The following is a 20,097-nucleotide window of genomic DNA, read 5'->3' on the forward strand; positions in this document are numbered from 1 at the left end:
CAAGATCGTCCCTCGCACAACCATCGTCGGTGACAAAGCGCTCTTCCACCCCACTCCGCACTGCGTGCGTCGCGGATCGGTCTGCACGGGAAAGCGGGTCTGCGGGTACCGTGGCCCAGGATTCGAGAGCCGCTGACTCCCACCGGCCTCCAAACCAACGAGATGCGGCGCCCCGCCAGGTTTTGCAGAAGGAGTTGTGCCCCGCGGCGGACGTGTAGCGGACGCTGGAGTGGATGAGTGCTGTGTCACGAAGGCTGCTGTGCGAGGGCGGGTCTCGTGTTGGGCCGTTTCCGGTACACGACAGAGAGGGACACCTACAGGCTGGCGGTTGGAAGCCCGCTTTCTTTGCCTACTTTCTTTGCGGCGGCAAAGAAAGTAGGTGCCGCCCCGCACAGGGGCGAAGCTAATAGACCACTAAGAATGCAAGGAGAGGCCAACGCCGTGGGCAACCAGACAAAACACAACGCTAACAGACCAAAAAGCAAATCAAGAAAAGTCCAACGCCGTACGGCAAACACCCCCCATCTGCGCTAGCATAAAACCTCAAACCAAAACCAGAACGAAAAATCCAAACCGCATGAAAACCGCTCATCCCTTCTTTAGCAAGTTAAACGAAGACTACCTGGACCTTCACCGCATTGAAGGCGAGCTCTACTGGTCCACGCACACGGGCCAAAGCGAAAACCACGAATCCCTCGCCACAGCAACCCTTAACCGTAAAACCTTCCTGGCCGATGCCAACCGCATATCGCAAACGCGCGAGCACCTGAAGCGACTGGAGACCGCCGAACCGCAAAGCCCGGAACGCGACGCACTGATCCAGGGCCTACGCGGCTGGATCGCCGTATTCGAATGCAGCGAGACAGGAAGCGAGCACGCAACCACATTGCTGGCGGAGCTGCTCAACATGGACGCCGACTTCTTCGCGCGCCGGCGAGCATACAAAATGCATCACACTAACGCAGCCGGCCGCCACGAAGAAGCATCGCCAGGCGCGCTACGTTCCACCCTGGCCTCGAACCCCAACGAAACCGTACGCAAAAGCGCCCACGACGCACTCCACGGTCTCGAACGCTGGGTACTGGAAAATGGCTTTCTGGAAATCGTCGCGAAGCGCAATGCATTCGCTCGGGAACTGGGCTACCGCAACTTCTTCGAATACCGCCTGCGTTCCAACAGCAATATGAGCCCTGAGCAACTCTTTGCCGTCTTCGACGAATTTGAGCGAAGCACTCGCAAGACCCATTTCGATGCACTGAACCGCCTCGTCGAAGCGCACGGCGAAGAAACGCTGCAGCCGCACAATCTGACGTACCGGATACGCGGTGGCGCCGCGCAACAGGCCGACGCGCACTTTCCCTTTAGCAAGGCCCTCGAACGCTGGGCCGAATCATTCAGGCGTCTTGGCGTGTCGTATCGCGGCGCGCGGCTCGAAATCGATCTGCTCGACCGGCCAGGCAAGTTTCAAACCGGCTTTTGCATGGCAGCCACACCTGGCTATCGGGACGACCGAACCGGCTGGGTGCCGGCCGATGTGCGCTTCACGTCGACCGCTCGCCCGCATCAACCCGGCTCGGGACTTCAGGGCATCAACGTGTTGTTCCACGAGGCCGGTCATGCTGCACATCTTTCGAATGTGACACTCAATGCACCCTGCTTTGCGCACGAACATGGCCCAAGCTCGCCCGCGTTCCTCGAAACGCAAGCCAAGTTCTTCGATGCGTTGCCAGGCGATCCCTGTTGGCTCAAGCGCTATGCGCGCAACACCGCAGGCGAGCCGATGCCCGACGACATGATTCGCGCGCGGATCGAGGCGCGCCAGGCGTTTCTCGCGTACACCGAGCGGCGTGACCTCGTGCCGCCCTACTTTGAATGGGCGCTGTACAGCATGGATGACGCGCAGCGCAGCGTCGATTCGGTGCTCGATCTGGCGCGCTCCGTCACGCAACGCATTCTCGGCGTACCGCATCACACGGATTATGTGCTGGCCATACCGCACCCTGTCTATCACGACATCGCGGTCTATTACCACGGCTATTTGCTCGCGAAAATGGCTGCGGCGCAAACCCGCGCGTATCTGGTCCGCACGCTTGGCTACATCGTGGATAACCCCGCCGTCGGGCCATTGCTCGCAAAGCACTACTGGGCAGCCGGCAACAGTTTGACGCTCGATCAAACACTGGAAAGCCTCACCGGAGAGCGCCTGACCGGGTCTTACCTCGCTGCCGAATGCAATCGCTCGCCACAAGAGGCGTGGGCATTGGCGCAAACAGCGCTTGAGCGAAGCGAGCTTGAATCCGTTGATGCATGCAATGACGCCAGCGCAAATGCAATTCCATGCGACCTCGACGCGTCGATCTCGATCGTGCACGGCGCCGAACGCATCGCAACGAACGAAGAATCGCTGCCGGCGATGTATGCCGCATTTGAGGCGTGGATCGAGCGGTCAGCCCAGGCGGCATAGGCGGAGCCGCCTTCAGATAAAACTTGTGCCGATTCCACTGATCGTTTATAAAAACATTTCCCGACCACAAGTCGGGAAGACGCCTATCTAACGTTCACTCGCGGAGGATGCTATGTCACCGTTAAACGTAATACCACGCTGATTTCCCCGTCGTCCATCCAGCTTCTCTCATGCAGGGGTCTGCCGCTTCGCGCATTTCATCGCGCGTTTGCTCATCTCTCGCTTCGCCTCGTTTCACCTCGCTATTCGATTCGTTCCAGGCCGCCGCCGGATCAGGCGCGTTCAAGCGCCCATGTGCGTTCGTCCTAGGTTTTCGCGCCCACCTGGCAGCTCGAACATCGAGCGCATAGACGCCACGTTGCTTACACAAGCAACCTGATCAAGCCGTGCGCCGGGCACGCCTGCTGGATTCGTTCGTGACGCACTTGGCGTCGCGTGGATTCGCACGTGCTCGCGCTGTGTGGAATATCCGTTTGAATCATTCGAAAGCGAAGCAGAGATGAAACCTCACCGATCTGATCCGGACGGCTCGCCGCCCAATCCGTCGCATTGTCGCGCGACTGTGACCATTCCTGAACAACCGGGACTCGATGCGCTCGAAGCGCGCTGGACCGCCTGCTGGCAAGCGCAGCATACCTATGCGTTTGACCGTAACGCATCACGCGACGCAGTCTTTTCCATCGACACTCCGCCGCCAACCGTCTCCGGTTCGCTGCACGCCGGACACGTGTTCAGCTACACGCACGCCGACATCATCGCGCGCTTTCAGCGCATGCGCGGCAAGACCGTGTTCTATCCGATGGGGTGGGACGACAACGGCTTGCCGACGGAGCGTCGCGTCGAAAATTTCTACGGGGTGATGTGTGATCCCGACGTGGCCTATGATCCGCACTATCAGACGCCCGCGCAGCCGGCTGCGCGTCGTTCGGAGTTCGCGCGAATCAGCAGACGCAACTTCATTGAACTGTGCCACGTGCTAACCCGCATCGACGAGCAGGCATTTCGCGAGATGTTCACGCGGCTGGGAATTTCCGTCGACTGGAGCCTCGTCTACGCCACCATCGACGAACGCTCCCAGCGCGCAAGCCAACGCGCATTTCTGCGCAATCTGCAACGGGGCGAGCTCTACAGCCAGGACGCCCCTTGTTTGTGGGACGTGACGTATCAAACGGCGGTCGCACAGGCGGAGCTCGAAGATCGCGAAATGCCGAGCGCTTACCACGATCTGCGCTTCGTTGATCGTAAAGGCCGCGACATGGTGATCGCGACAACGCGTCCGGAATTGCTGCCCGCGTGTGTCGCCTTGATCGCTCACCCGGATGACGCGCGCTATCGGGAGCTGATCGGCACAACCGCGCGCTCGCCGCTGTTCGAGCTCGACGTGCCGGTGCTCGCTCATGCGCTTGCAGATCCGGACAAAGGCACGGGCCTTGCGATGATCTGCACGTTCGGCGACACAACCGACGTCATCTGGTGGCGTGAACTGAATCTGCCGACGCGCTGCGTGATCGGTAAGGACGGACGCTTGCAACGCGAGACGCCGGCATGGCTTGCCTCGTCACGTGCGCAACGGGCTTATGAAACACTCGCTGGTGCGACCATTCCAGAGGCACGCAAGCGCATAGCCGGAATGCTGGCCGCAAGCGGTGACCTGATGGCGCCGCCGCGGCCGATCACGCACAGCGTCAAATTCTTCGAGAAGGGGGATCGTCCGCTGGAAATTGTCGCCACGCGACAATGGTATTTGCGCAGCGGCGGACGCGACGCGGCGTTGCGCGCGCAACTGCTTGCATGCGGCGCGGAATTGAACTGGCATCCCGGGCATATGGCCATGCGTTACGAGCACTGGGTTGCCGGCCTGCATAGCGACTGGCTGATCAGCCGTCAGCGGATTTTTGGCGTGCCGATTCCACTCTGGTATCCGCTCAATGCCGCGGCCGAGCCCGATTTCAATGCGCCGATCCAGCCCGACGAAGCTGCGTTGCCCATCGACCCACGCTCCCACGTTCCGCCCGGCTACACGGAGAATCAGCGCGGCCAGGCGAACGGTTTCGTGGGCGACGCGGACATCATGGACACGTGGGCAACCAGTTCGCTGACACCGCAGATCGCAAGCGGCTGGCAAGAGGCTGACGATTGCTTTGCGAATACCTTTCCAATGGATCTGCGTCCGCAAGGACACGACATCATTCGCACGTGGCTGTTCTACACGGTGGTTCGAGCCGGTTTCGAAATGGATAGCCTGCCGTGGAAACACACCATGCTTTCCGGATGGATTCTCGATCCCGATCGCAAGAAGATGTCGAAATCGAAGGGCAACGTGGTGACGCCGCAGGCCTTGCTCGACAGCTATGGTTCCGATGGCGTGCGCTATTGGGCGGCATTGGGTGGTCCCGGCACGGATACGCTCTTCGAAGAGAAGCAGATGAAAGTGGGCCGCAGGCTCGCACTGAAGCTGCTGAACGTGTCGAAGTTTGCGCTGGGCTTTGGCGGCGATCCAGACGGCAGGGTGACGGACGGCCTCGATCGGGCCATGCTGCGGCGGCTTGCGTCGGTCGTCGCTTCGGCTACCGCTGCGCTCGAGGCGTTCGCCTATCACCGCGCCATTGAGCAAGCGGAAGCATTCTTCTGGTGGTATTGCGACGATTACGTCGAACTCGTGAAGGGACGCGCATACGGTGAAGGAGCGCGCGCGGACTCGGCGCGTCATGCGCTGGCGACGTCGCTTTCGGTACTGCAGCGGCTGTTTGCACCGTTTTTGCCGTTCGTTACCGAGGAATGCTGGTCGTGGTGGATGGACGGCTCGATTCACACCGCGCCGTGGCCGATGGCCGCATCGCTGGAAACGCGGGCCGGCGACGACGCGGCCGCCGGGATCACCGTGGTCGTGTCGGACGTGCTGGGCGAAATCCGCAAGGCCAAATCCGCAGCGAGACGTTCCATGAAGGCGGAAGTGAGCCGGCTCTCGATTGACGACTCGCCAAGCCGGCTCGAACTGCTTAAGATCGCACAGGACGACTTATGCGACGCTGGCCAGGTGAAGCAATGCGAATTGCGCCGCGCGGAGGTTTTTCGCGTACATGTTACGCTGGCCTGAAACCGGTGTTGCAACCGAATGCGAGAACGTCATGTCTATTTCCATGAGCCGCCTGATCCTCTATGTTCATAACGTCGAGCTGCTCAAGTCGTTCTATCAAGCCCAGTTCGGTTTTTCTGTCGTCGAAGAGATTCCGGATGAGTGGGCCGTCCTGAAGGCGGGTGAAGTTCAGCTTGCGCTTCATCTGGTTGGCGAGCCCTATCGCGGCAGCGCTGCACACGCTGGTCATTCGAATGCGAAGCTGGTTTTCTCGCTACCGTCCGGCTTGCCTGCACTGCGTGACAAGCTCATTGCGTCCGGTATCAACATGGGTGAGCTAAAGCGCTACAGCGGCTTCCCGATGTTGCTGTGCGACGGCAAGGATCCGGAGGGCAACGTGTTCCAGCTTTCGCAGGCAGACTAGAAACAACGCGGACGGCCTGCTTGCGAAGCGGAAAGCAGGCCTGCCACTGATCGGCATTCATACCTTGGAATGACTCATGTATCCAGCAATTGAACCCTACAAGCACGGCTTTCTCGATACCGGCGACGGCCATCAGATCTATTGGGAACTGTGCGGCAATCCGGATGGCAAGCCGGCGGTGTTTCTGCATGGCGGCCCGGGCGGTGGATGCAGCCCGGATCACCGGCGTCTGTTCGATCCGGCGCGTTACAACGTGCTGCTTTTCGATCAGCGCGGCTGCGGCCGCTCGACACCGCATGCGAGCCTCGACAACAACACGACGTGGCATCTGGTAGCGGACATCGAACGGCTTCGCGAGATGCTCGGTGTTCAGCAGTGGCTCGTATTCGGCGGTTCGTGGGGCAGCGCGCTGGGTCTCGCGTATTCGGAAACGCATCCTGAGCGGGTGAGCGCGTTGATTGTGCGTGGCATCTTCACGATGCGCCGCGCCGAGTTGCTGTGGTACTACCAGGAAGGCGCGTCGTGGCTGTTCCCCGATTTGTGGGAAGGGTTTCTCGCACCGATTCCTGTTGAAGAGCGCGCGGATCTGATGGGCGCCTATCGTCGTCGTCTGACCGGCGACGACGAGGCGGTGAAGCTACAGGCCGCGCTTGCATGGAGCGTGTGGGAAGGACGCACGATCACCCTGTTGCCCGACGCCGACCTGGCACAGCACTTCAGCGACGGCCACTACGCGCTCGCTTTTGCGCGCATCGAAAACCATTACTTCGTCAACGAAGGCTTTGTCGAAGAAGGGCAATTGATACGGGACGCACATCGGCTGGCGGATATTCCGGGCGTCATCGTGCAAGGCCGTTACGACGTGGCGACTCCCGCGCGCACGGCGTGGGATTTATCCAAAGCGTGGCCGAAGGCTTCGTTGCAGATCGTTCCTGACGCAGGCCACGCCTATAACGAACCAGGCATCCTGAAGGCTTTGCTCGCGGCGACGGATCACTTCGCAAAGTAGACGCGGTATCCGGTTGCAGGTGGAGAGCGGTGCCCGTCGTTGTCGTTGCGGCGGCACCGTTTCCGTGACGGATTGAATTCTATGCGGCCTGAGCGCGGATCAAGCTCACGCCCCAACCTGTATCCAAGGTTCCGTCGCTTTGCAGCAAAGGCGTCCACGCTTCGAGCAATGCAACCCACAGACGCTCTTTAGCCGATGCTGACATCCGATCAATATCGTAGGTCTCCAACAGCGACGCCCACAATGCTTCCGGACGCGGTGCCCAAGCCAGATCGATATCTTCGAAGTGCACGTTTTTGAAGTCGCGCTGGAGCAGCTCCGTCCATCCTGTAGCCGAGCGCGCCCGCGCGTCACCGAACGGCAACGGCACCAAACCTTCGCGAGCGATGGGCCGGAAGACGTCCATAAAGACCTGGTTCGCTTCGCCGAGCATGAACGAGCGCCCGACTATCGCGGCAAACTCGCCTTGAGGACGTAACACACGGCGGATTTCACTGACCACCTGATCGATATCTTCCATGAGCATCAACGCCATGTGCGAGATGACGTGGTCGACGCTGCCGGTTTCAATCGACACATGCTGCGCACGTTCTTGCAACAAAACGACGTGTTCGGGCAGCGCGGCGCGGGCGAGCTCGAGTTCGCCCTGGCTCATGTCCACGCCGATCAGCCGCAGTGACGGACATTGCCGGTCGGACAGCAGCTTGAGGAGGTGCCCATCGCCGCAAGCGAGGTCGAGCGCAGTGAGCGGTGCGTTTGTGTCTGGCACGCACGCAGCCAGCGCAGCATAAGAGGACGCATATTGCGCCGTGCTGGAATGCCCAGGAAGTTGCGCAAACGCCGCACTCGTTGCCCCCGCCATTCGCTGATGGAAGTCCTGCAGATAGGTCTCGGTAGGGGACAACGCTTTCATGTGAAACTCCGGACAAATTATGCGTGATGCATCATTGGCAAAGCAGGTTCAGCCGAGCGGCGCGCGATTATGTGTCGCCTAAAATGTGTTGGCAATTCTTGCGTGATGAGTCAGCGGCAACTCGACCCATCTACCGCGCCAACGTTACAAGCAGATAGCCCAGATAGAGCACGCCGTTGACCAGCAACGCCCACACCGGCAAACCGTTTGCTCGCGCATTCAGGCGCAGCCAGGAAGCAGCGACCAACGTGATGATCACGCCCGTCAGCACTTCGATGCGCGGCTCCCATGGCGTCAGCATGATGCCGATAGCGGGCAACAGCGTGCCCTGAAACACCATCGCGCCGGTGATATTGCCGAAGGCCAGCGTATCTTTCTTGCGCCGGATCCACAGAATGCTATTCACCTTCTCAGGCAGCTCCGTTGCAATGGGAATGATGATCAGCGACAGCAACAGCGCGGAAATGCCCAGCATGTGCGATACGCCCTGCACGCCGTGAATGAAGCCTTTCGCGCCGCCGACCAGCAACGCCACGCCCACCGCCAGTTGCACGACGATCGTGAACAGATTGGTCGGCAGCCCAAGGCGCGACAAAAACATCGTGCCCGGCGCTTCAGTGCCATGTCCGTTCTCCACGAGCTTGCTGGATGCCCGGAACGTCATCACGACGTACAGCACATAAAGGCCCACCAGCCCCGCGCTAAACAACGCGCGCACGTATAGCTCGTCGTGCGGCACGAACATCGCAACCGCCGCGAGACCGAACGCGGCAAGGAAATAATGGATGTCGCGCACGAAGCCGCTTCGCTCGGGCGCAATCGCTCCGCTCAGGCCGCGCGTACGAACCACGGCCAGTGCCATCAGAAAAGTGGTCAGCGTGGCGAGCATGAGCGGTGCGCCGAGAATGGCGCCCACGCCGATTTCTTCGTTGACACTCTGGCTCGACGTACCGCCCGCGAGCGCAAGCAGGGGCACCATCGTCTCAGGCAGCGCAGTTCCTACGGCGGCGAATAACGAACCGGTCACGCCCTCGGAGATCTTGAGGCGCTCACCCAGATGTTCGAGTGCATTCGTAAATACTTCGGCGGCGACCAGGATGATCGCCAGCATCAGCAGCAGTTCGAGAAACAATGTGGTCATGCGGCGCTCCGGCCGAAGCGAACGGACGCAAGCGCAGACAGGGCATGATTGAAGCGGGGAGTGGAGTAGAGCATGAGCCCTCCGTGGTCGGACGCTGACGAACCATGGCGCACTCGCCGCCGTCCGACCAGGAACGACGCAATGCACCGATGGTCTCGCCAAACCGAACCGGTCGAACGCGCCACGGCAGCATGCCGAGTATGTTGACGCGCTCTCCTTCCAGGGCGGAAGGAAGGCTACTCCCCAAAGAAGGAGCAGAGTCTATCGCATGCATGTTCTTTCAACAAGCTTTCGATCGAAGTCGTTGACATCTTGCGTTTGTAAGCTATGTTTTGAAGCGTCAAATCGACGCTTGATCAAAGGAGACTGCTATGAGCGAAGCGTTTCGCCGCCCGTCACTGGGCGCCGCCGTGTATTACGACGACCCGTTCGCCGCGCTGGACTGGCTCGAGAAGGCATTTGGTTTCAAGCGCCAGCTGGTCGTCACGGATGACGACGGCCAGCTCGGCCATTCGGAAATGCGCTTTGGCGACAGCTATGTGATGGTGTGCCGTGCCTGGAACGAGGACATGTCGAGCCCGGCATCGCTGGGCGGCAAGAACACGCAGTCGGTCCATGTGCAGTTGCGTGAAGGCATCGACGCGCATTGCGCCCGGGCGCGCGCCGCCGGTGCCGTCATCACGCGCGAGCCCGCGGACCAGTTCTATGGCGATCGCGTCTACGCGGCGCGCGATCCGGAAGGACACGTCTGGAGTTTCGGTCAGACGGTGCGCGAGGTGACGCGCGAAGAAGCCGAGAAGGTTTCGGGCCTGAAGATCGAAGGATGGGTCTGAGCCTGTGGGCGAGTGTCATGGCACGCCCGCGATGTAGATCGGATCGCCCTTCTTCGGAATCGCATCGAACAGGAATGACGCTCGCACAAAGCGGTCCGCCGCGCGATGGGTCCCAGGCAGGAAGGTCAGTCCACCCGACAGCTCATTCCAACCCACAGGAAACAGTCCATCTCCGTGTTGTCGCTAATCCGGTACGCGTGGGAGGGGATAATCGTGGTCCGTCCTGGCGTCGCTTTGGCCGGATCAGTCGGCTCATCCGTGTTGAACCTGATAACCTCGTCGTAGCGCCTGGCGTCAAAGCTTGCTTCAGTCATCCATGCAAAGACCGGTGATCAACACCGGTTACTTCGGTACCATTTGTTATGTATAAAAAGGGCGTTGCCTTAGAAATCCAGTTTGCTCCCGAGCGACTCAACGACGGAGCGGGCGATCCGTATTGGATCGATTTAACCCTGACAGAAGCACAAAAACTGCTGGACACGCTACAGACGCAACTGGCCGCGAGCAGTGAAGGCACGGCCGCGCCACTGGTGGTTAGCCTGGATGAAACGCAGCCTTCGCAGACGTCGCACGCCATGGGCGGGTCATCGGGCATCAACGAGGCGGATGCGTCTGCTGAGGACTTCAAGCAGTGGGTGTGCGTGATCTGCGGCTGGATTTACGATGAAACGGCCGGCCTGCCGGAAGAAGGTATTGCGCCAGGCACGCGGTGGGCCGATGTGCCGGCTGATTGGCGCTGTCCACTTTGCGATGTCGGTAAGGAAGATTTTGCGTTAGTGGAATTTTGAAAGGCGACGACGAACACACCCGACGCTGTAGTCGAACCTGTTTCAGTCGGGATTGCCGTTGAAGGTAAAGCATTGGAGACATGAGAGACTCATTTCCAGAGCGGTAACGACATGAACGATACGAAACCCATTCGCACCACGCGGTTCCGTTTGTCCCACATGTGGACGAGTACCACCACTCATATCAGGTGAAGCAGGTGACACCGCAAAACATCTACGACGATACGACCTTTTTCGAAGGCTACAAGGCACTCCGCGACGGCGATACCGGCCTGAACGGCCCGCTGGAGATCCCGGCACTGCATCGACTGCTGCCCAGTCTCGCCAACTTGCATGTGCTCGATTTAGGCTGCGGTTTCGGCAACTTTGCGCGCTTCGCGCGAACGCAGGGCGCCGCGTCGGTCACGGGTGTCGATATCTCCGCGCGCATGCTCGAAGAAGCCGCCATGCGCACGAGCGATCCCGCAGTCGGTTATGTGCATCAGCCCATTGAAACGTACGAGCCGGCACCACAGTCGTTTGATCTCGTCGTGTCGTCGCTTGCGCTTCACTACATTGAAAACTACGCAGAGCTGGTTCAACGCGTCTATCACGCATTGAAGCCGGGCGGTTGCTTTGTGTTGTCGGTCGAGCATCCAATATGCACTGCCTACCCGGCAGGTTGGGTTCGTGACGCGGACGGACATAAGCGCTATTGGCCGGTGGACCAGTATCGCGAGGAAGGCCGGCGCGACACGAGATGGTTCGTCGACGGTGTCGTCAAGTACCATCGAACCGTCGAGACTTACGTGAATACGCTGATCCGTGCTGGATTCGTGCTCGACCATCTCGGCGAGCCGGCTCCCGCAGAAGAAGCGTTGGCGCTGCGTCCGGAGCTGGCGGCTGATTGCCGTCGTCCACCGTTCCTGTTCTTGCGCGCAATGCGTCCGGCTCACTAGCAAAACACAACACCGCGCACGCAAAAGAAACGCACGCCTCGGACACTCAGCGTGCGTTGCAAAAACATCCTGTCTCGTCTGAACTACGTTACTGCGCGGCAATCAGAACTGATGCCGCATACCCACCGTCACGGCCACTTGCGTGCCCGTTGCGGACGGCGAAAGCGTATTGATAAACGCATCGCCTAACACCGGATTCGTGCCTGCACCGCGCACGTGTTGATACACGCCTTCGAGATACAGGTCCGTGCGTTTGCTCAACGTGTAGTCGGTCTGCAGCGTGGCCTGATTCCATTCCGGCGACGCGCTCGTCGCACCATTGCCGTATGCGCCGTCCGTGAAGGTATAAGCGCCTGCAACGGTCCACGCCGGGGTGATCGAGTAGCGCGCGTTGACTTCGTAGTTATCGAGTCGCAGACCGCCGCCGAGCGGTGCGAAACCGGCGCCGCCGGCAAACACGCTGGCCATGTTGTCGATCTGCGAGTGCGTCCACAGCAGACCTACCGTGGCCGGCCCGAACGTATAGTTACCGCCCGCGCCCCAGATGCGTTGACGTTGCGCGACGAAGTCCGCGCTACCGTCGTTAAGTGCAACCGCACCGTTCGGATTGGTGCCGCTTACGCCGCCGCCCGCGTTGTTCAGTTGCAGATATCCCGCTGCAAGATTGAACGGACCATGCGTATACGATGCGCCAAAGCCATACGCCCGGTTGTTCGAGAAGCCGCCCGCGTTATTGCTAAAGGCGTACATGCCTTCGACAGTCAAGCCGCTATAGGTGTTGCTGGTGAACTTGACGGCATTGTTGATGCTCATCGAGTCCGCGGCCAGGTTGTCGTTGTTGAACGGATGCGCAGACAGATTGCCGCCGTAGCTACTGCCGGCTGAGGAGATCGGTCCCATCACGTCATTGAACGTATCGAACTGGCGGCCGAGCAGCACCGTGCCGAAGCTGTCGCTTTGCAGCCCGACATACGCCTGCTCGCCGAACGCGTCGCCGGAGTTGAACTGGCTGCCGTTATTCAGGTTGAAGCCATTTTCCAACTTGAAAATGGCGTGCAATCCGCCGCCCAGATCTTCTGTACCCTTAAGGCCGTAGACCGTGTTTTCGGTCGATGCGCTCGCTTCCTGAAAGTTGCTGTGACCACCCTGATTGTTCGTATAGACAAGGCCGGTATCGATCACGCCATACAGCGTCACGCTGCTTTGCGCGTGTGCGGAGACGACAAACGCACCTGACAGCGTGAGTGCCAGTAAAGACTTCTTCATTCTTGTAAGCTCCATGATGTAGCAGGGACTGCCAAAATAGACCTTCTGCTCAAAGCGCCGTGTAATAGCCGCTGCGGTCTGAAAAACGAGAATGGCGATGCTACGGGTTTGGAGATAAAAACGTTATATAAAGTGGGGGCTGCGGCGTGCCTGCGCGAGTCAAAGTCCGCTGATTCGATCCTCGCAGTGAATTGATCATCAACAAGGCGAGTGCAATCGCGTTTTTCAAAATAAAGACGCCCGGCGAATCTGCGCGCTCACCTGCGTCCCGCCTGGCTCTGCGGCCGGAATGACGTCGCCTGGCGATTTACATCGTTAGAACAACAATCTGTTCTCTTCCAATGCGCTATTCACTGCACGTGAGCGCTTCTAGAATGCCCCTCCATTCAAGCTGTTCGTCTTGCTGACCGACGGGCTGCTCTCACAACGCCAGAGAATCGACGATGACGACAGTTCCTCCGCTCAAGCAGCGATACACCGCGACCGCAATCAGCCTGCACTGGCTCATTGCCTTGATGATCATGGTCGGCTTCTATATCGGCTGGATCATGACCGATATTCCCGGCTTCACGCCCACCAAGCTGAAGTATTTCTCGTGGCACAAGTGGATTGGCGTGACGGTATTCGTGCTGGCCGCGATTCGCCTGGCATGGCGTCTCACGCATCGTGCGCCGCCCATGCCGCGTGGCATGCCGGTCATCCAGAAGTTCGCGGCCGAAGCCGCCCACGTGATGCTGTACGCGCTGATGTTCGTGATCCCGGCTTCGGGCTATCTGTACAGCTCGGCCGCCGGGATTCAGGTGGTCTATCTGGGCATCCTGCCGCTGCCGACGCTGATCGGGCCGGACGCCGCGCTCAAGGTGGTGTTGAAGACCATCCACATCTGGCTCAACTACACGCTGCTTGCGCTCGTGACCGTGCATACGCTGGCGGCGCTGAAACATCAGCTGGTCGATCGCGACGGCCTGCTTGCACGCATGATCCCTTTCCTCAAATAACTTCCAGGTCGAGGCAAATATGAAGTCCCAGTTCCGACGATTGATCTTGACCGCCACGGCCGCGACCGCGCTGTTTGCCGGCGTCGCACATGCGCAGGTGGATGCATCGAAAAGCAAAGTGACGGCGACGTCCAAGCAGATGAACGTGCCTACCGAAGGCACTTTCAAGAAATTCACGGCACAGCTCGATTTCGATCCGGCCAAACCGGCGGCGGGCAGCGCGCAACTGACTATCGACACCGCCAGCTATGACCTCGGTGACGAAAGCTACAACCAGCAGGTGCGCGGCAAAGACTGGTTCGACTCGGCGCAGTTCCCCAACGCCACTTTTGTCTCGAGCGCGATTGCACCGGCCGGCGCCAACCAGTTCAAGGTCAGCGGCAAGCTGACCATCAAGGGCAAGTCGGAAAACGTGACGGTGCCGGTCACCGTCACGCAGCAAGGTGCGACGCAAACTTTCGACGGTACCTTGCCGATAAAGCGTAGCCAGTTCGATATCGGTTCAGGCGAATGGAAAGACACGTCGGTCGTCGCCGACGAGGTGTTGATCAAGTTTCACGTTGTCGAAGCCAAAAAATAAGCAGCAAAACCACTCAAACCACCCAGGAGAATCACTATGAAGAAGCAACTTTTGACCGCGGCGATCGCCGCTCTGACAGCGGCCGCATCGTTCGGCGCAATGGCAGCGGAAACCACCTATCAACTGGATCCCGCACACACGTACCCCAGCTTTGAAGCCGATCACTTCGGCGGTGTCTCGATCTGGCGCGGCAAGTTCAACAAGAGCAGCGGCACCGTGACCATCGATCGCGAAGCGAAGACCGGCACGCTGGAAGCGACGATCGACATGACGTCGGTGGACATCGGCAACGACAAGCTGGACGAAGAGCTGAAGAGCCCGCAATTCTTCGACGCAGAGAAATTCCCGACGGCTGTGTACAAGGGCACGTCGATGAAGTTCAAGGGTGACGTTCCGGTCGAAGTGATCGGCGAACTGACGCTGCATGGCGTCACCAAGCCGCTGAACCTGAAGATCCAGTCGTTCAAGTGCTTCCAGAACCCGATGCTCAAGCGCGAAGTGTGCGGCACGGAATCGACGGCAACGTTCGACCGTGCGGACTTCGGCGTCGACTACGGCAAGACCTACGGCTTCAAGATGCAGACGGTTCTGCACATTCAGGCTGAAGGCGTGAAGCAGTAAGCACGATTCACCCGTCATCGAATGGCGGGTTTGAAAGACGAAGCCGACCTGGTGCAGGATGCGTCAGGTCGGCTTCAGCGTTTCTACGGTCGCGTTTGCGAGGAAAACGGTAAGCGCAGTATCACACGTAGCGTCAGGATTGGCCGCCGTTGGGTTTGCCGTCATGCGGGCCCATTGGACGCGCGGGCCAGTCGAGCCAGCGGTCGGGCCGGGTCGCCTCATACGTTTCGTTCATCGGATAGCGAATGCGGTTCTCGGGCTTGGCGGGTTCGCCGATCACCATGAGCCGTACCTCGGCGTTGCTGTTGTTGATGAAGGTATGGCAAATCCCCGTGCCCGCCGGAAACGCCACCGAATCGCCCGGCTTGAGCGGATGCAGATTGCCGTCTATCCACACATCCGGCGTTCCCTCGATCACGAAGGCGAACTCCTCTTCCGCGCTTTCCGCATGCGGGTACGAAGTGCGGCGCCCGGGCAGCAAGCGGACATGGTGAATGCCGATGCGCGTCAGTCCAAGCTTGCTCGCAAGCGGCGCGCCAATGCCTTGAAGTTCGGTGCTGTCGGGGTAGTGCTTATTGTCGGGGCCTTCCAGTTCGGTCCAGTGGCGGATGAACTCGGGTCGTTCCATCGTCGTCTCCTTAGATCGGTGTGCCGTGCGGCGTCGCTTTTGTGCTGGCGGCGGCCGCTCGCAGCGCGATCGATTATTGTCAGTGCGCGACGATCTTACAGCCATGCCCAGGCTGCGTCACGGCTCGCCAAAAAGATGCAGCCACTTTTAGCGGATGAGGCCGCGCACAGCGTCGAGCAAGCGGCTGATTTCCGCGTCGGTGGTGAGGTAGCTGACGGAAGCACGCGCGATCTGACTGAGGCCCCGCGCATTCGTATCCAGTGGCGTATAGGCGACGCCATTGCTGCCGATCGAGATGCCCTGTTCCGCGAGCGCGCGTTGAACCGCGTGGCTCTCGTAGCCCGCCACGTTGAACGACACCAGTCCCGAGCGCTCGCGCCCCTGGTCCAGCACAGTCACACCGGAGAGCTCCATCAGTTGCGCGCGCAACGTCTGTGCGACATCGTCGATGCGCGCCCGGATGTTTTCAAGGCCGATGTCCAGCGCTTCCTGCAACGCGTTGGCGACGCCGCAGCGCAACGCCATTGAACCTTCCGACAATTCGAGTCGCGCCGCGTCGGTGCGCAGTATGGGCTCGCCCTGGGTATCGAGCGGGGCGGAAAACGTGTCTGCAAAGGCAGGCGTGAGCCGCTCCACGAAACTGCTTCGCACGTATAGCAGACCGGTGCCGCGCGGCCCGCGCAATGCCTTGCGGACCGGACCGGTCAGGACGTCGCAGCCCAGTTCGACCACGTCGACGGGCAACTGCCCCACCGCCTGGGCCGCATCGAGAAAGTACGGAATGCTGTGACGCCGCGCCACTTGTCCGATGGCTGCAGCCGGATTGATCAGGCCGCCATTTGCCGGCAGCCACGTCAGCGCGATCAGCCGCACCCGTTCGTCGAGCATCGCTGTCAAGGCCGCGGGGTCGACGGCGCCGCTGTCATCGGACGGGATGGTTTCGATCGATGCCCCGGCGCGCTGCGCAGTCAGACGCATCACCGCCAGATTGCCGCCCCATTCGTGACGGCCGACGAGGATGCGATCGCCCGGCGACCATGCGCCCAGCGCGGCGAATGCCGTGCCCCAGCCTTGTGAATTACCGGTAGTCAACGCAATCTCGGCAGGCTGGGCGTTGAACATCTGCGCCGCGAGCTCACGCACGCTTTCGGTCTGGGTGCGAGCCGCCACGCCGGCTTCCATCGGGCCCATCGTGGCCTCGCGCATCAGATGGGCATGAATGGCCTCCAGCGTGCCCGTGGAAGGCAACGACGCGCCCGCGTGGTTGAAGTGGGTCGTGCTGTACGCGCCGGGCGTCCGGGCGCGCAACGCTTCTATGGCAGCGGGAGTGAGCGGTGCGGGCATTGAGGCGGGGCTCCAGTGATGCGAATCGGATTGAGGACGGCGGGGTCGCGACGAGAGGCTATGTTAGCGAAATCATTGCCGTTTTGTGTGAACGCCTGCGACGCTCGCATCCGGAAGCATGGGGCAAGCGTCGACGGCTCAGCGCGCCGGCAAACACCCTTTGAAACGCAGCACCATTTTGCAACCCGGCTGGTTGTCGTGGATTTCGACGTCCGCGTCGTGAACGCGCGCAATCGCGGCGACGAGACTCAGGCCAAGACCATGCCCCGCAGTGGCATGCGCACGCTGACTGGGGCTGCGATAGAACGGACGAAGGACCGCTTCGCGTTCGCCGACTTCGATGCCCGGGCCCGAGTCCGCCACGTGCAGGACCGGCTTGTCCGCGTCGACACCCGCTTCGAGCGTAATCGTGCCGCCGCTCGGCGTGAATTTGAGCGCGTTATCCAGCAGGTTTTCGATCGCGCCGAACAGCAGGTCGACGTCGCCATGCACGTTCACGGGTTCCGGCGCATGGACGCAGACCGACAGGCCGCGCTCGTCGGCTACCGGCTCGTACAGTTCGACGACATCGCGCAACACCGTGTCCAGCGACACATCGCCAAAGCTCGCGCGCCTGCCGTCGGCTTCGATTTCCGCAATGCGAAGCAACGCCGTAAAGCGGTTCAGCACGACGTCCGATTGCAGAATCGCGGCATCGACTGCGTCTTCGTAGTCGGCCACGGTATCGGAGCGCCGCCGCGCGCGTTCGAGGCCCGCACGCAGGTGCGTCATCGGCGTACGCAGGTCGTGTGCGATACCCGCGCATACGCCGCGGACCTCGGCAACCAGCCGCTCGATTTCGTCGAGCATCGTATTGACGATGCCAGCCAGTCGATCCAGATCGTGATGCGTGCCGCGCGTCGGCAAGCGGCGGCTCAGTTGCCCCGCCATGATTTCGCGCCCGGTCAGGCTGATCGCCCTGATGCGCCGGTTCGACATGGCGTTGAGCGCCGCGCCGCAACCCACCGCGAGAATGATGGTCAGTGTCAGGCCCACGCAGAGCATGTTCACGAGCGTGCGGTCGAAGTCGAGAATTTCGTCTATCGAGTGACCCACGACAATGCGCAGGCCGCTCAGCGTCGGCACGATGATGCCGCGAAAATGCGCGTCTCTCATGCGATTGCCGTCGCGCACGGCCTGATCGTAGTAGAACGGTTTGCCGACGCGCGAGTCCGGCAGCATGGGGATATTGCCCGCGAGCCACCTGCCGTCGGCATCGAAGACGCCATACGGCCGGCTGCTCGCCACATCGCGCCGGCTCAATGCGGCGATGTCCGCAATCGCCTCGTCATGGCCAATGGAATGAAACTCCGCGACCTCGCCGAGCAGGCGCTCATCCACCTCGTGCAGCAGGTAACTGTGCGTCACCCAGTACAGCATGGCGAACAGCGCGACCGCCGAGCTGATGAAGACGGTCAGCAGCCACGCCGTGCTGCTGACATGCATGCGCGGGCGGCGCTTATTCGCCGGCATGGAGGATGTAGCCAACATTGCGCACCGTGTGGATCATCATGGAGAGCCGCCCGTTCAGGCTGATCTTGCGGCGTAGCTGGCCGATATGCATGTCGATCACGTTGGTTTGCGCGTTGAAGTGGTAATTCCATACGGACTCGAACAGCATGGCGCGTGTGACCGGTTGTCCTGCATGACGCATCATGTATTCGAGCAACTGATACTCGCGCGGTTTCAGATCGATCACCTCACCCGCGCGTTGGACGGCGTGCGTACTCGTATCGAGGACCAGATCGCCGACGCTCAGCGCCGACGGCTGTTGCGGCGACGAACGGCGCCGCAGCAGCGCGTTTAGACGGGCGGTCAGTTCCAGACTGTCGAACGGCTTGGTCAGATAGTCGTCGCCGCCCGCACGTAAGCCGCGCACCCGTTCATCGACCGCGGACAGTGCGCTCAGGATCAGTACCGGGGTATCTTTGCCGACATTGCGCAAGGTGGACAGGATCGACAGGCCGTCGACATCCGGCAGCATGCGATCCAGTACGACCGCGTCGAAGTCGCCATCCAGCGCGCGCAGGAGGCCCGTGTGTCCACTGGCGACGCCATCCACTGCGAAGCCGTAGTCTTCGAGTGCCGCGGTCACTTCGAGACGCACGTGATCGTCGTCTTCGACAACCAGCACGCGCGGTTTGCGAGCCTTCGGCCAGGCGGGCGGCGAGTCACTTTCCAAAAGAAGGTTTTCCCATTGATCAGCGGCACGAGATCAAGCAGAGACGCTTGTGCCGATTCGCTACACGTTGAGCCGGACGCTCAGACTGATCACGTCTGGCCGCGCAGCCTGACACGGCAATGTGGCCGCTTCGTGACACGGCGGCACGAGCCATGCGCCAGGCTTGTATCACTTGAGCGCCAGAGCCGCGCGCAGTTCGGCTTTCGCCTCGGCAAAAGCCTTCTGAAACTCGGGATTTGCCATCAGCGCCTCGGCGACGAGCGTACCGTCAATGCGACCGGCTTCTACATCGCTCGGATAGTGAACGCCATCCACGACGCGGTTTTCACCGAACTCCCGACCACGCGCGAAGATCGCATCGCGCTTTTCCGGGACCATTTGCGCGAGCAGGATCGCGCTCATGTAGCCGAAGGTGGCGTGACCGCTCGGATATGAATCGTAGCCGTCTTTCGGATTGAGCGGCACCGAGGGATGGACTGCGCTGTTCGCAACATAAGGCCGGGCGCGCGAGAAAAAGTCTTTGCCGCTCTTCGCGATCGTCGACGCGTCATGGCTCGCGGCGTCAAAGAGTGCCGCGGTCTTCGGCAGATTGGCTTCGTTGAATGACGGGCCCAGCACATCGGCAAAGCGGAACACTGACTTCTTGACGTCGGCTCGTGCGCGCTCCACCTGTTCGGGCGTGCGGGTGCGCTGCACTTCGAGCACGGCCGCCATATCGGCTTGTGCGCGAACGGATCCCGCAGCGGGCGGCGGTGCAAGAAGCTTGCTCAGATCAACCTGGTGCGCGTCGAGATACGTGATGGTTTGCGCTTGCGCAGACTGGCCTGCCACGTTCGTTGTGGCCGCTGCTATC

Annotated in this window: 19 protein-coding genes and 1 riboswitch; of the genes, 10 read left to right on the forward strand and 9 right to left on the reverse strand. The window is 60.7% G+C overall.

Features of this window, described 5'->3' with window-relative positions:
- Nucleotides 1–577: 577 nt before the first annotated feature.
- The 4 genes from VGH41_RS12205 to pip all read left to right on the forward strand — a co-directional run bounded on the left by VGH41_RS12205 (nucleotide 578) and on the right by pip (nucleotide 6,973).
- Complete coding sequence (locus VGH41_RS12205; protein ID WP_331597695.1) at nucleotides 578–2,464, forward strand: M3 family metallopeptidase; 1,887 nt, start codon at nucleotides 578–580, stop codon at nucleotides 2,462–2,464.
- A gap of 499 nt (nucleotides 2,465–2,963) precedes the next feature.
- The gene (valS, locus tag VGH41_RS12210) at nucleotides 2,964–5,561 is read left to right on the forward strand and encodes a valine--tRNA ligase (protein WP_331597696.1); all 2,598 of its coding nucleotides are present in this window, start codon (nucleotides 2,964–2,966) and stop codon (nucleotides 5,559–5,561) included.
- A 31-nt stretch (nucleotides 5,562–5,592) separates the two neighbouring features.
- Complete coding sequence (locus tag VGH41_RS12215; RefSeq protein ID WP_331597697.1) at nucleotides 5,593–5,964, forward strand: VOC family protein; 372 nt, start codon at nucleotides 5,593–5,595, stop codon at nucleotides 5,962–5,964.
- A 76-nt stretch (nucleotides 5,965–6,040) separates the two neighbouring features.
- On the forward strand, nucleotides 6,041–6,973 hold the full coding sequence (gene pip / locus VGH41_RS12220) for a prolyl aminopeptidase (RefSeq protein ID WP_331597698.1): 933 nt from the start codon (nucleotides 6,041–6,043) through the stop codon (nucleotides 6,971–6,973).
- A gap of 79 nt (nucleotides 6,974–7,052) precedes the next feature.
- On the opposite strand, the gene VGH41_RS12225 is transcribed toward pip, so the two are convergent.
- Both VGH41_RS12225 and VGH41_RS12230 read right to left on the reverse strand, forming a co-directional pair.
- Nucleotides 7,053–7,886: a class I SAM-dependent methyltransferase gene (locus VGH41_RS12225; protein ID WP_331597699.1), complete on the reverse strand. Its 834-nt coding sequence runs from the start codon at nucleotides 7,884–7,886 to the stop codon at nucleotides 7,053–7,055.
- Between the two features lie 130 nt (nucleotides 7,887–8,016).
- On the reverse strand, nucleotides 8,017–9,027 hold the full coding sequence (locus VGH41_RS12230; RefSeq protein WP_331597700.1) for a sodium:calcium antiporter: 1,011 nt from the start codon (nucleotides 9,025–9,027) through the stop codon (nucleotides 8,017–8,019).
- An 85-nt stretch (nucleotides 9,028–9,112) separates the two neighbouring features.
- Nucleotides 9,113–9,288: riboswitch (yybP-ykoY riboswitch) on the reverse strand.
- Nucleotides 9,289–9,398: 110 nt separating this feature from the next.
- Here VGH41_RS12230 and VGH41_RS12235 point away from each other — a divergent pair.
- Complete coding sequence (locus tag VGH41_RS12235; protein ID WP_331597701.1) at nucleotides 9,399–9,860, forward strand: VOC family protein; 462 nt, start codon at nucleotides 9,399–9,401, stop codon at nucleotides 9,858–9,860.
- A gap of 15 nt (nucleotides 9,861–9,875) precedes the next feature.
- On the opposite strand, the gene VGH41_RS12240 is transcribed toward VGH41_RS12235, so the two are convergent.
- Entirely contained in the window at nucleotides 9,876–10,016 is a 141-nt protein-coding gene (locus tag VGH41_RS12240) for a hypothetical protein (RefSeq protein WP_414696641.1), read from the reverse strand.
- A 206-nt stretch (nucleotides 10,017–10,222) separates the two neighbouring features.
- On the opposite strand from VGH41_RS12240, the gene VGH41_RS12245 reads away from it, so the two are divergent.
- Nucleotides 10,223–10,648, forward strand: a complete 426-nt coding sequence (locus VGH41_RS12245; protein WP_331597702.1) for a rubredoxin — start codon at nucleotides 10,223–10,225, stop codon at nucleotides 10,646–10,648.
- A gap of 188 nt (nucleotides 10,649–10,836) precedes the next feature.
- On the forward strand, nucleotides 10,837–11,586 hold the full coding sequence (locus tag VGH41_RS12250; protein WP_414696642.1) for a class I SAM-dependent methyltransferase: 750 nt from the start codon (nucleotides 10,837–10,839) through the stop codon (nucleotides 11,584–11,586).
- 102 nt (nucleotides 11,587–11,688) lie between these two features.
- Here VGH41_RS12250 and VGH41_RS12255 read toward each other — a convergent pair whose 3' ends face one another.
- Nucleotides 11,689–12,852: a porin gene (locus VGH41_RS12255; RefSeq protein WP_331597704.1), complete on the reverse strand. Its 1,164-nt coding sequence runs from the start codon at nucleotides 12,850–12,852 to the stop codon at nucleotides 11,689–11,691.
- A gap of 443 nt (nucleotides 12,853–13,295) precedes the next feature.
- Here VGH41_RS12255 and VGH41_RS12260 point away from each other — a divergent pair, with 443 nt between their 5' ends.
- From VGH41_RS12260 to VGH41_RS12270, 3 genes are read left to right on the forward strand one after another with little or no spacing between them, the layout of a single operon-like run.
- The gene (locus tag VGH41_RS12260; RefSeq protein WP_331597706.1) at nucleotides 13,296–13,850 is read left to right on the forward strand and encodes a cytochrome b; all 555 of its coding nucleotides are present in this window, start codon (nucleotides 13,296–13,298) and stop codon (nucleotides 13,848–13,850) included.
- A gap of 19 nt (nucleotides 13,851–13,869) precedes the next feature.
- Nucleotides 13,870–14,430, forward strand: a complete 561-nt coding sequence (locus tag VGH41_RS12265; RefSeq protein WP_331597707.1) for a YceI family protein — start codon at nucleotides 13,870–13,872, stop codon at nucleotides 14,428–14,430.
- Nucleotides 14,431–14,466: 36 nt separating this feature from the next.
- Nucleotides 14,467–15,051: a YceI family protein gene (locus VGH41_RS12270; RefSeq protein WP_331597708.1), complete on the forward strand. Its 585-nt coding sequence runs from the start codon at nucleotides 14,467–14,469 to the stop codon at nucleotides 15,049–15,051.
- A gap of 133 nt (nucleotides 15,052–15,184) precedes the next feature.
- On the opposite strand, the gene VGH41_RS12275 is transcribed toward VGH41_RS12270, so the two are convergent.
- The 5 genes from VGH41_RS12275 to VGH41_RS12295 all read right to left on the reverse strand — a co-directional run bounded on the left by VGH41_RS12275 (nucleotide 15,185) and on the right by VGH41_RS12295 (nucleotide 20,075).
- Nucleotides 15,185–15,679 carry a cupin domain-containing protein gene (locus VGH41_RS12275; protein ID WP_331597709.1) on the reverse strand — a complete coding sequence of 165 codons (495 nt, stop codon included), beginning with the start codon at nucleotides 15,677–15,679 and terminating at the stop codon, nucleotides 15,185–15,187.
- A gap of 147 nt (nucleotides 15,680–15,826) precedes the next feature.
- A complete protein-coding gene (locus VGH41_RS12280) occupies nucleotides 15,827–17,023 on the reverse strand; it encodes an aminotransferase class V-fold PLP-dependent enzyme (protein WP_331597710.1) in 1,197 nt (398 codons plus the stop codon).
- A 138-nt stretch (nucleotides 17,024–17,161) separates the two neighbouring features.
- Entirely contained in the window at nucleotides 17,162–18,553 is a 1,392-nt protein-coding gene (locus VGH41_RS12285; RefSeq protein ID WP_331597711.1) for a sensor histidine kinase, read from the reverse strand.
- A complete protein-coding gene (locus VGH41_RS12290) occupies nucleotides 18,522–19,244 on the reverse strand; it encodes a response regulator transcription factor (RefSeq protein WP_331597712.1) in 723 nt (240 codons plus the stop codon). Before VGH41_RS12290 ends, VGH41_RS12285 begins: the two co-directional genes overlap by 32 nt.
- 168 nt (nucleotides 19,245–19,412) lie before the next feature.
- Nucleotides 19,413–20,075 (reverse strand): phosphatase PAP2 family protein, encoded by a 663-nt coding sequence (locus tag VGH41_RS12295; RefSeq protein WP_331597713.1) that lies wholly within the window; start codon nucleotides 20,073–20,075, stop codon nucleotides 19,413–19,415.
- Between the last annotated feature and the right edge of the window lie 22 nt (nucleotides 20,076–20,097).

This window comes from Paraburkholderia sp. (assembly GCF_036488795.1).
GTDB lineage: Bacteria > Pseudomonadota > Gammaproteobacteria > Burkholderiales > Burkholderiaceae > Paraburkholderia.

What these genes read in the sequence shown, in the direction of transcription:
- VGH41_RS12205 (WP_331597695.1), top strand. Translation starts at nt 578, where the DNA reads ATGAAAACCGCTCATCCCTTCTTTAGCAAGTTAAACGAAGACTACCTG.
- VGH41_RS12280 (WP_331597710.1), bottom strand. Translation starts at nt 17,023, where the DNA reads ATGCCCGCACCGCTCACTCCCGCTGCCATAGAAGCGTTGCGCGCCCGG.
- VGH41_RS12215 (WP_331597697.1), top strand. Translation starts at nt 5,593, where the DNA reads ATGTCTATTTCCATGAGCCGCCTGATCCTCTATGTTCATAACGTCGAG.
- VGH41_RS12230 (WP_331597700.1), bottom strand. Translation starts at nt 9,027, where the DNA reads ATGACCACATTGTTTCTCGAACTGCTGCTGATGCTGGCGATCATCCTG.
- pip (WP_331597698.1), top strand. Translation starts at nt 6,041, where the DNA reads ATGTATCCAGCAATTGAACCCTACAAGCACGGCTTTCTCGATACCGGC.
- VGH41_RS12265 (WP_331597707.1), top strand. Translation starts at nt 13,870, where the DNA reads ATGAAGTCCCAGTTCCGACGATTGATCTTGACCGCCACGGCCGCGACC.
- VGH41_RS12225 (WP_331597699.1), bottom strand. Translation starts at nt 7,886, where the DNA reads ATGAAAGCGTTGTCCCCTACCGAGACCTATCTGCAGGACTTCCATCAG.
- VGH41_RS12285 (WP_331597711.1), bottom strand. Translation starts at nt 18,553, where the DNA reads ATGTTGGCTACATCCTCCATGCCGGCGAATAAGCGCCGCCCGCGCATG.
- VGH41_RS12275 (WP_331597709.1), bottom strand. Translation starts at nt 15,679, where the DNA reads ATGGAACGACCCGAGTTCATCCGCCACTGGACCGAACTGGAAGGCCCC.
- VGH41_RS12235 (WP_331597701.1), top strand. Translation starts at nt 9,399, where the DNA reads ATGAGCGAAGCGTTTCGCCGCCCGTCACTGGGCGCCGCCGTGTATTAC.
- VGH41_RS12270 (WP_331597708.1), top strand. Translation starts at nt 14,467, where the DNA reads ATGAAGAAGCAACTTTTGACCGCGGCGATCGCCGCTCTGACAGCGGCC.
- VGH41_RS12255 (WP_331597704.1), bottom strand. Translation starts at nt 12,852, where the DNA reads ATGAAGAAGTCTTTACTGGCACTCACGCTGTCAGGTGCGTTTGTCGTC.
- valS (WP_331597696.1), top strand. Translation starts at nt 2,964, where the DNA reads ATGAAACCTCACCGATCTGATCCGGACGGCTCGCCGCCCAATCCGTCG.
- VGH41_RS12245 (WP_331597702.1), top strand. Translation starts at nt 10,223, where the DNA reads ATGTATAAAAAGGGCGTTGCCTTAGAAATCCAGTTTGCTCCCGAGCGA.
- VGH41_RS12260 (WP_331597706.1), top strand. Translation starts at nt 13,296, where the DNA reads ATGACGACAGTTCCTCCGCTCAAGCAGCGATACACCGCGACCGCAATC.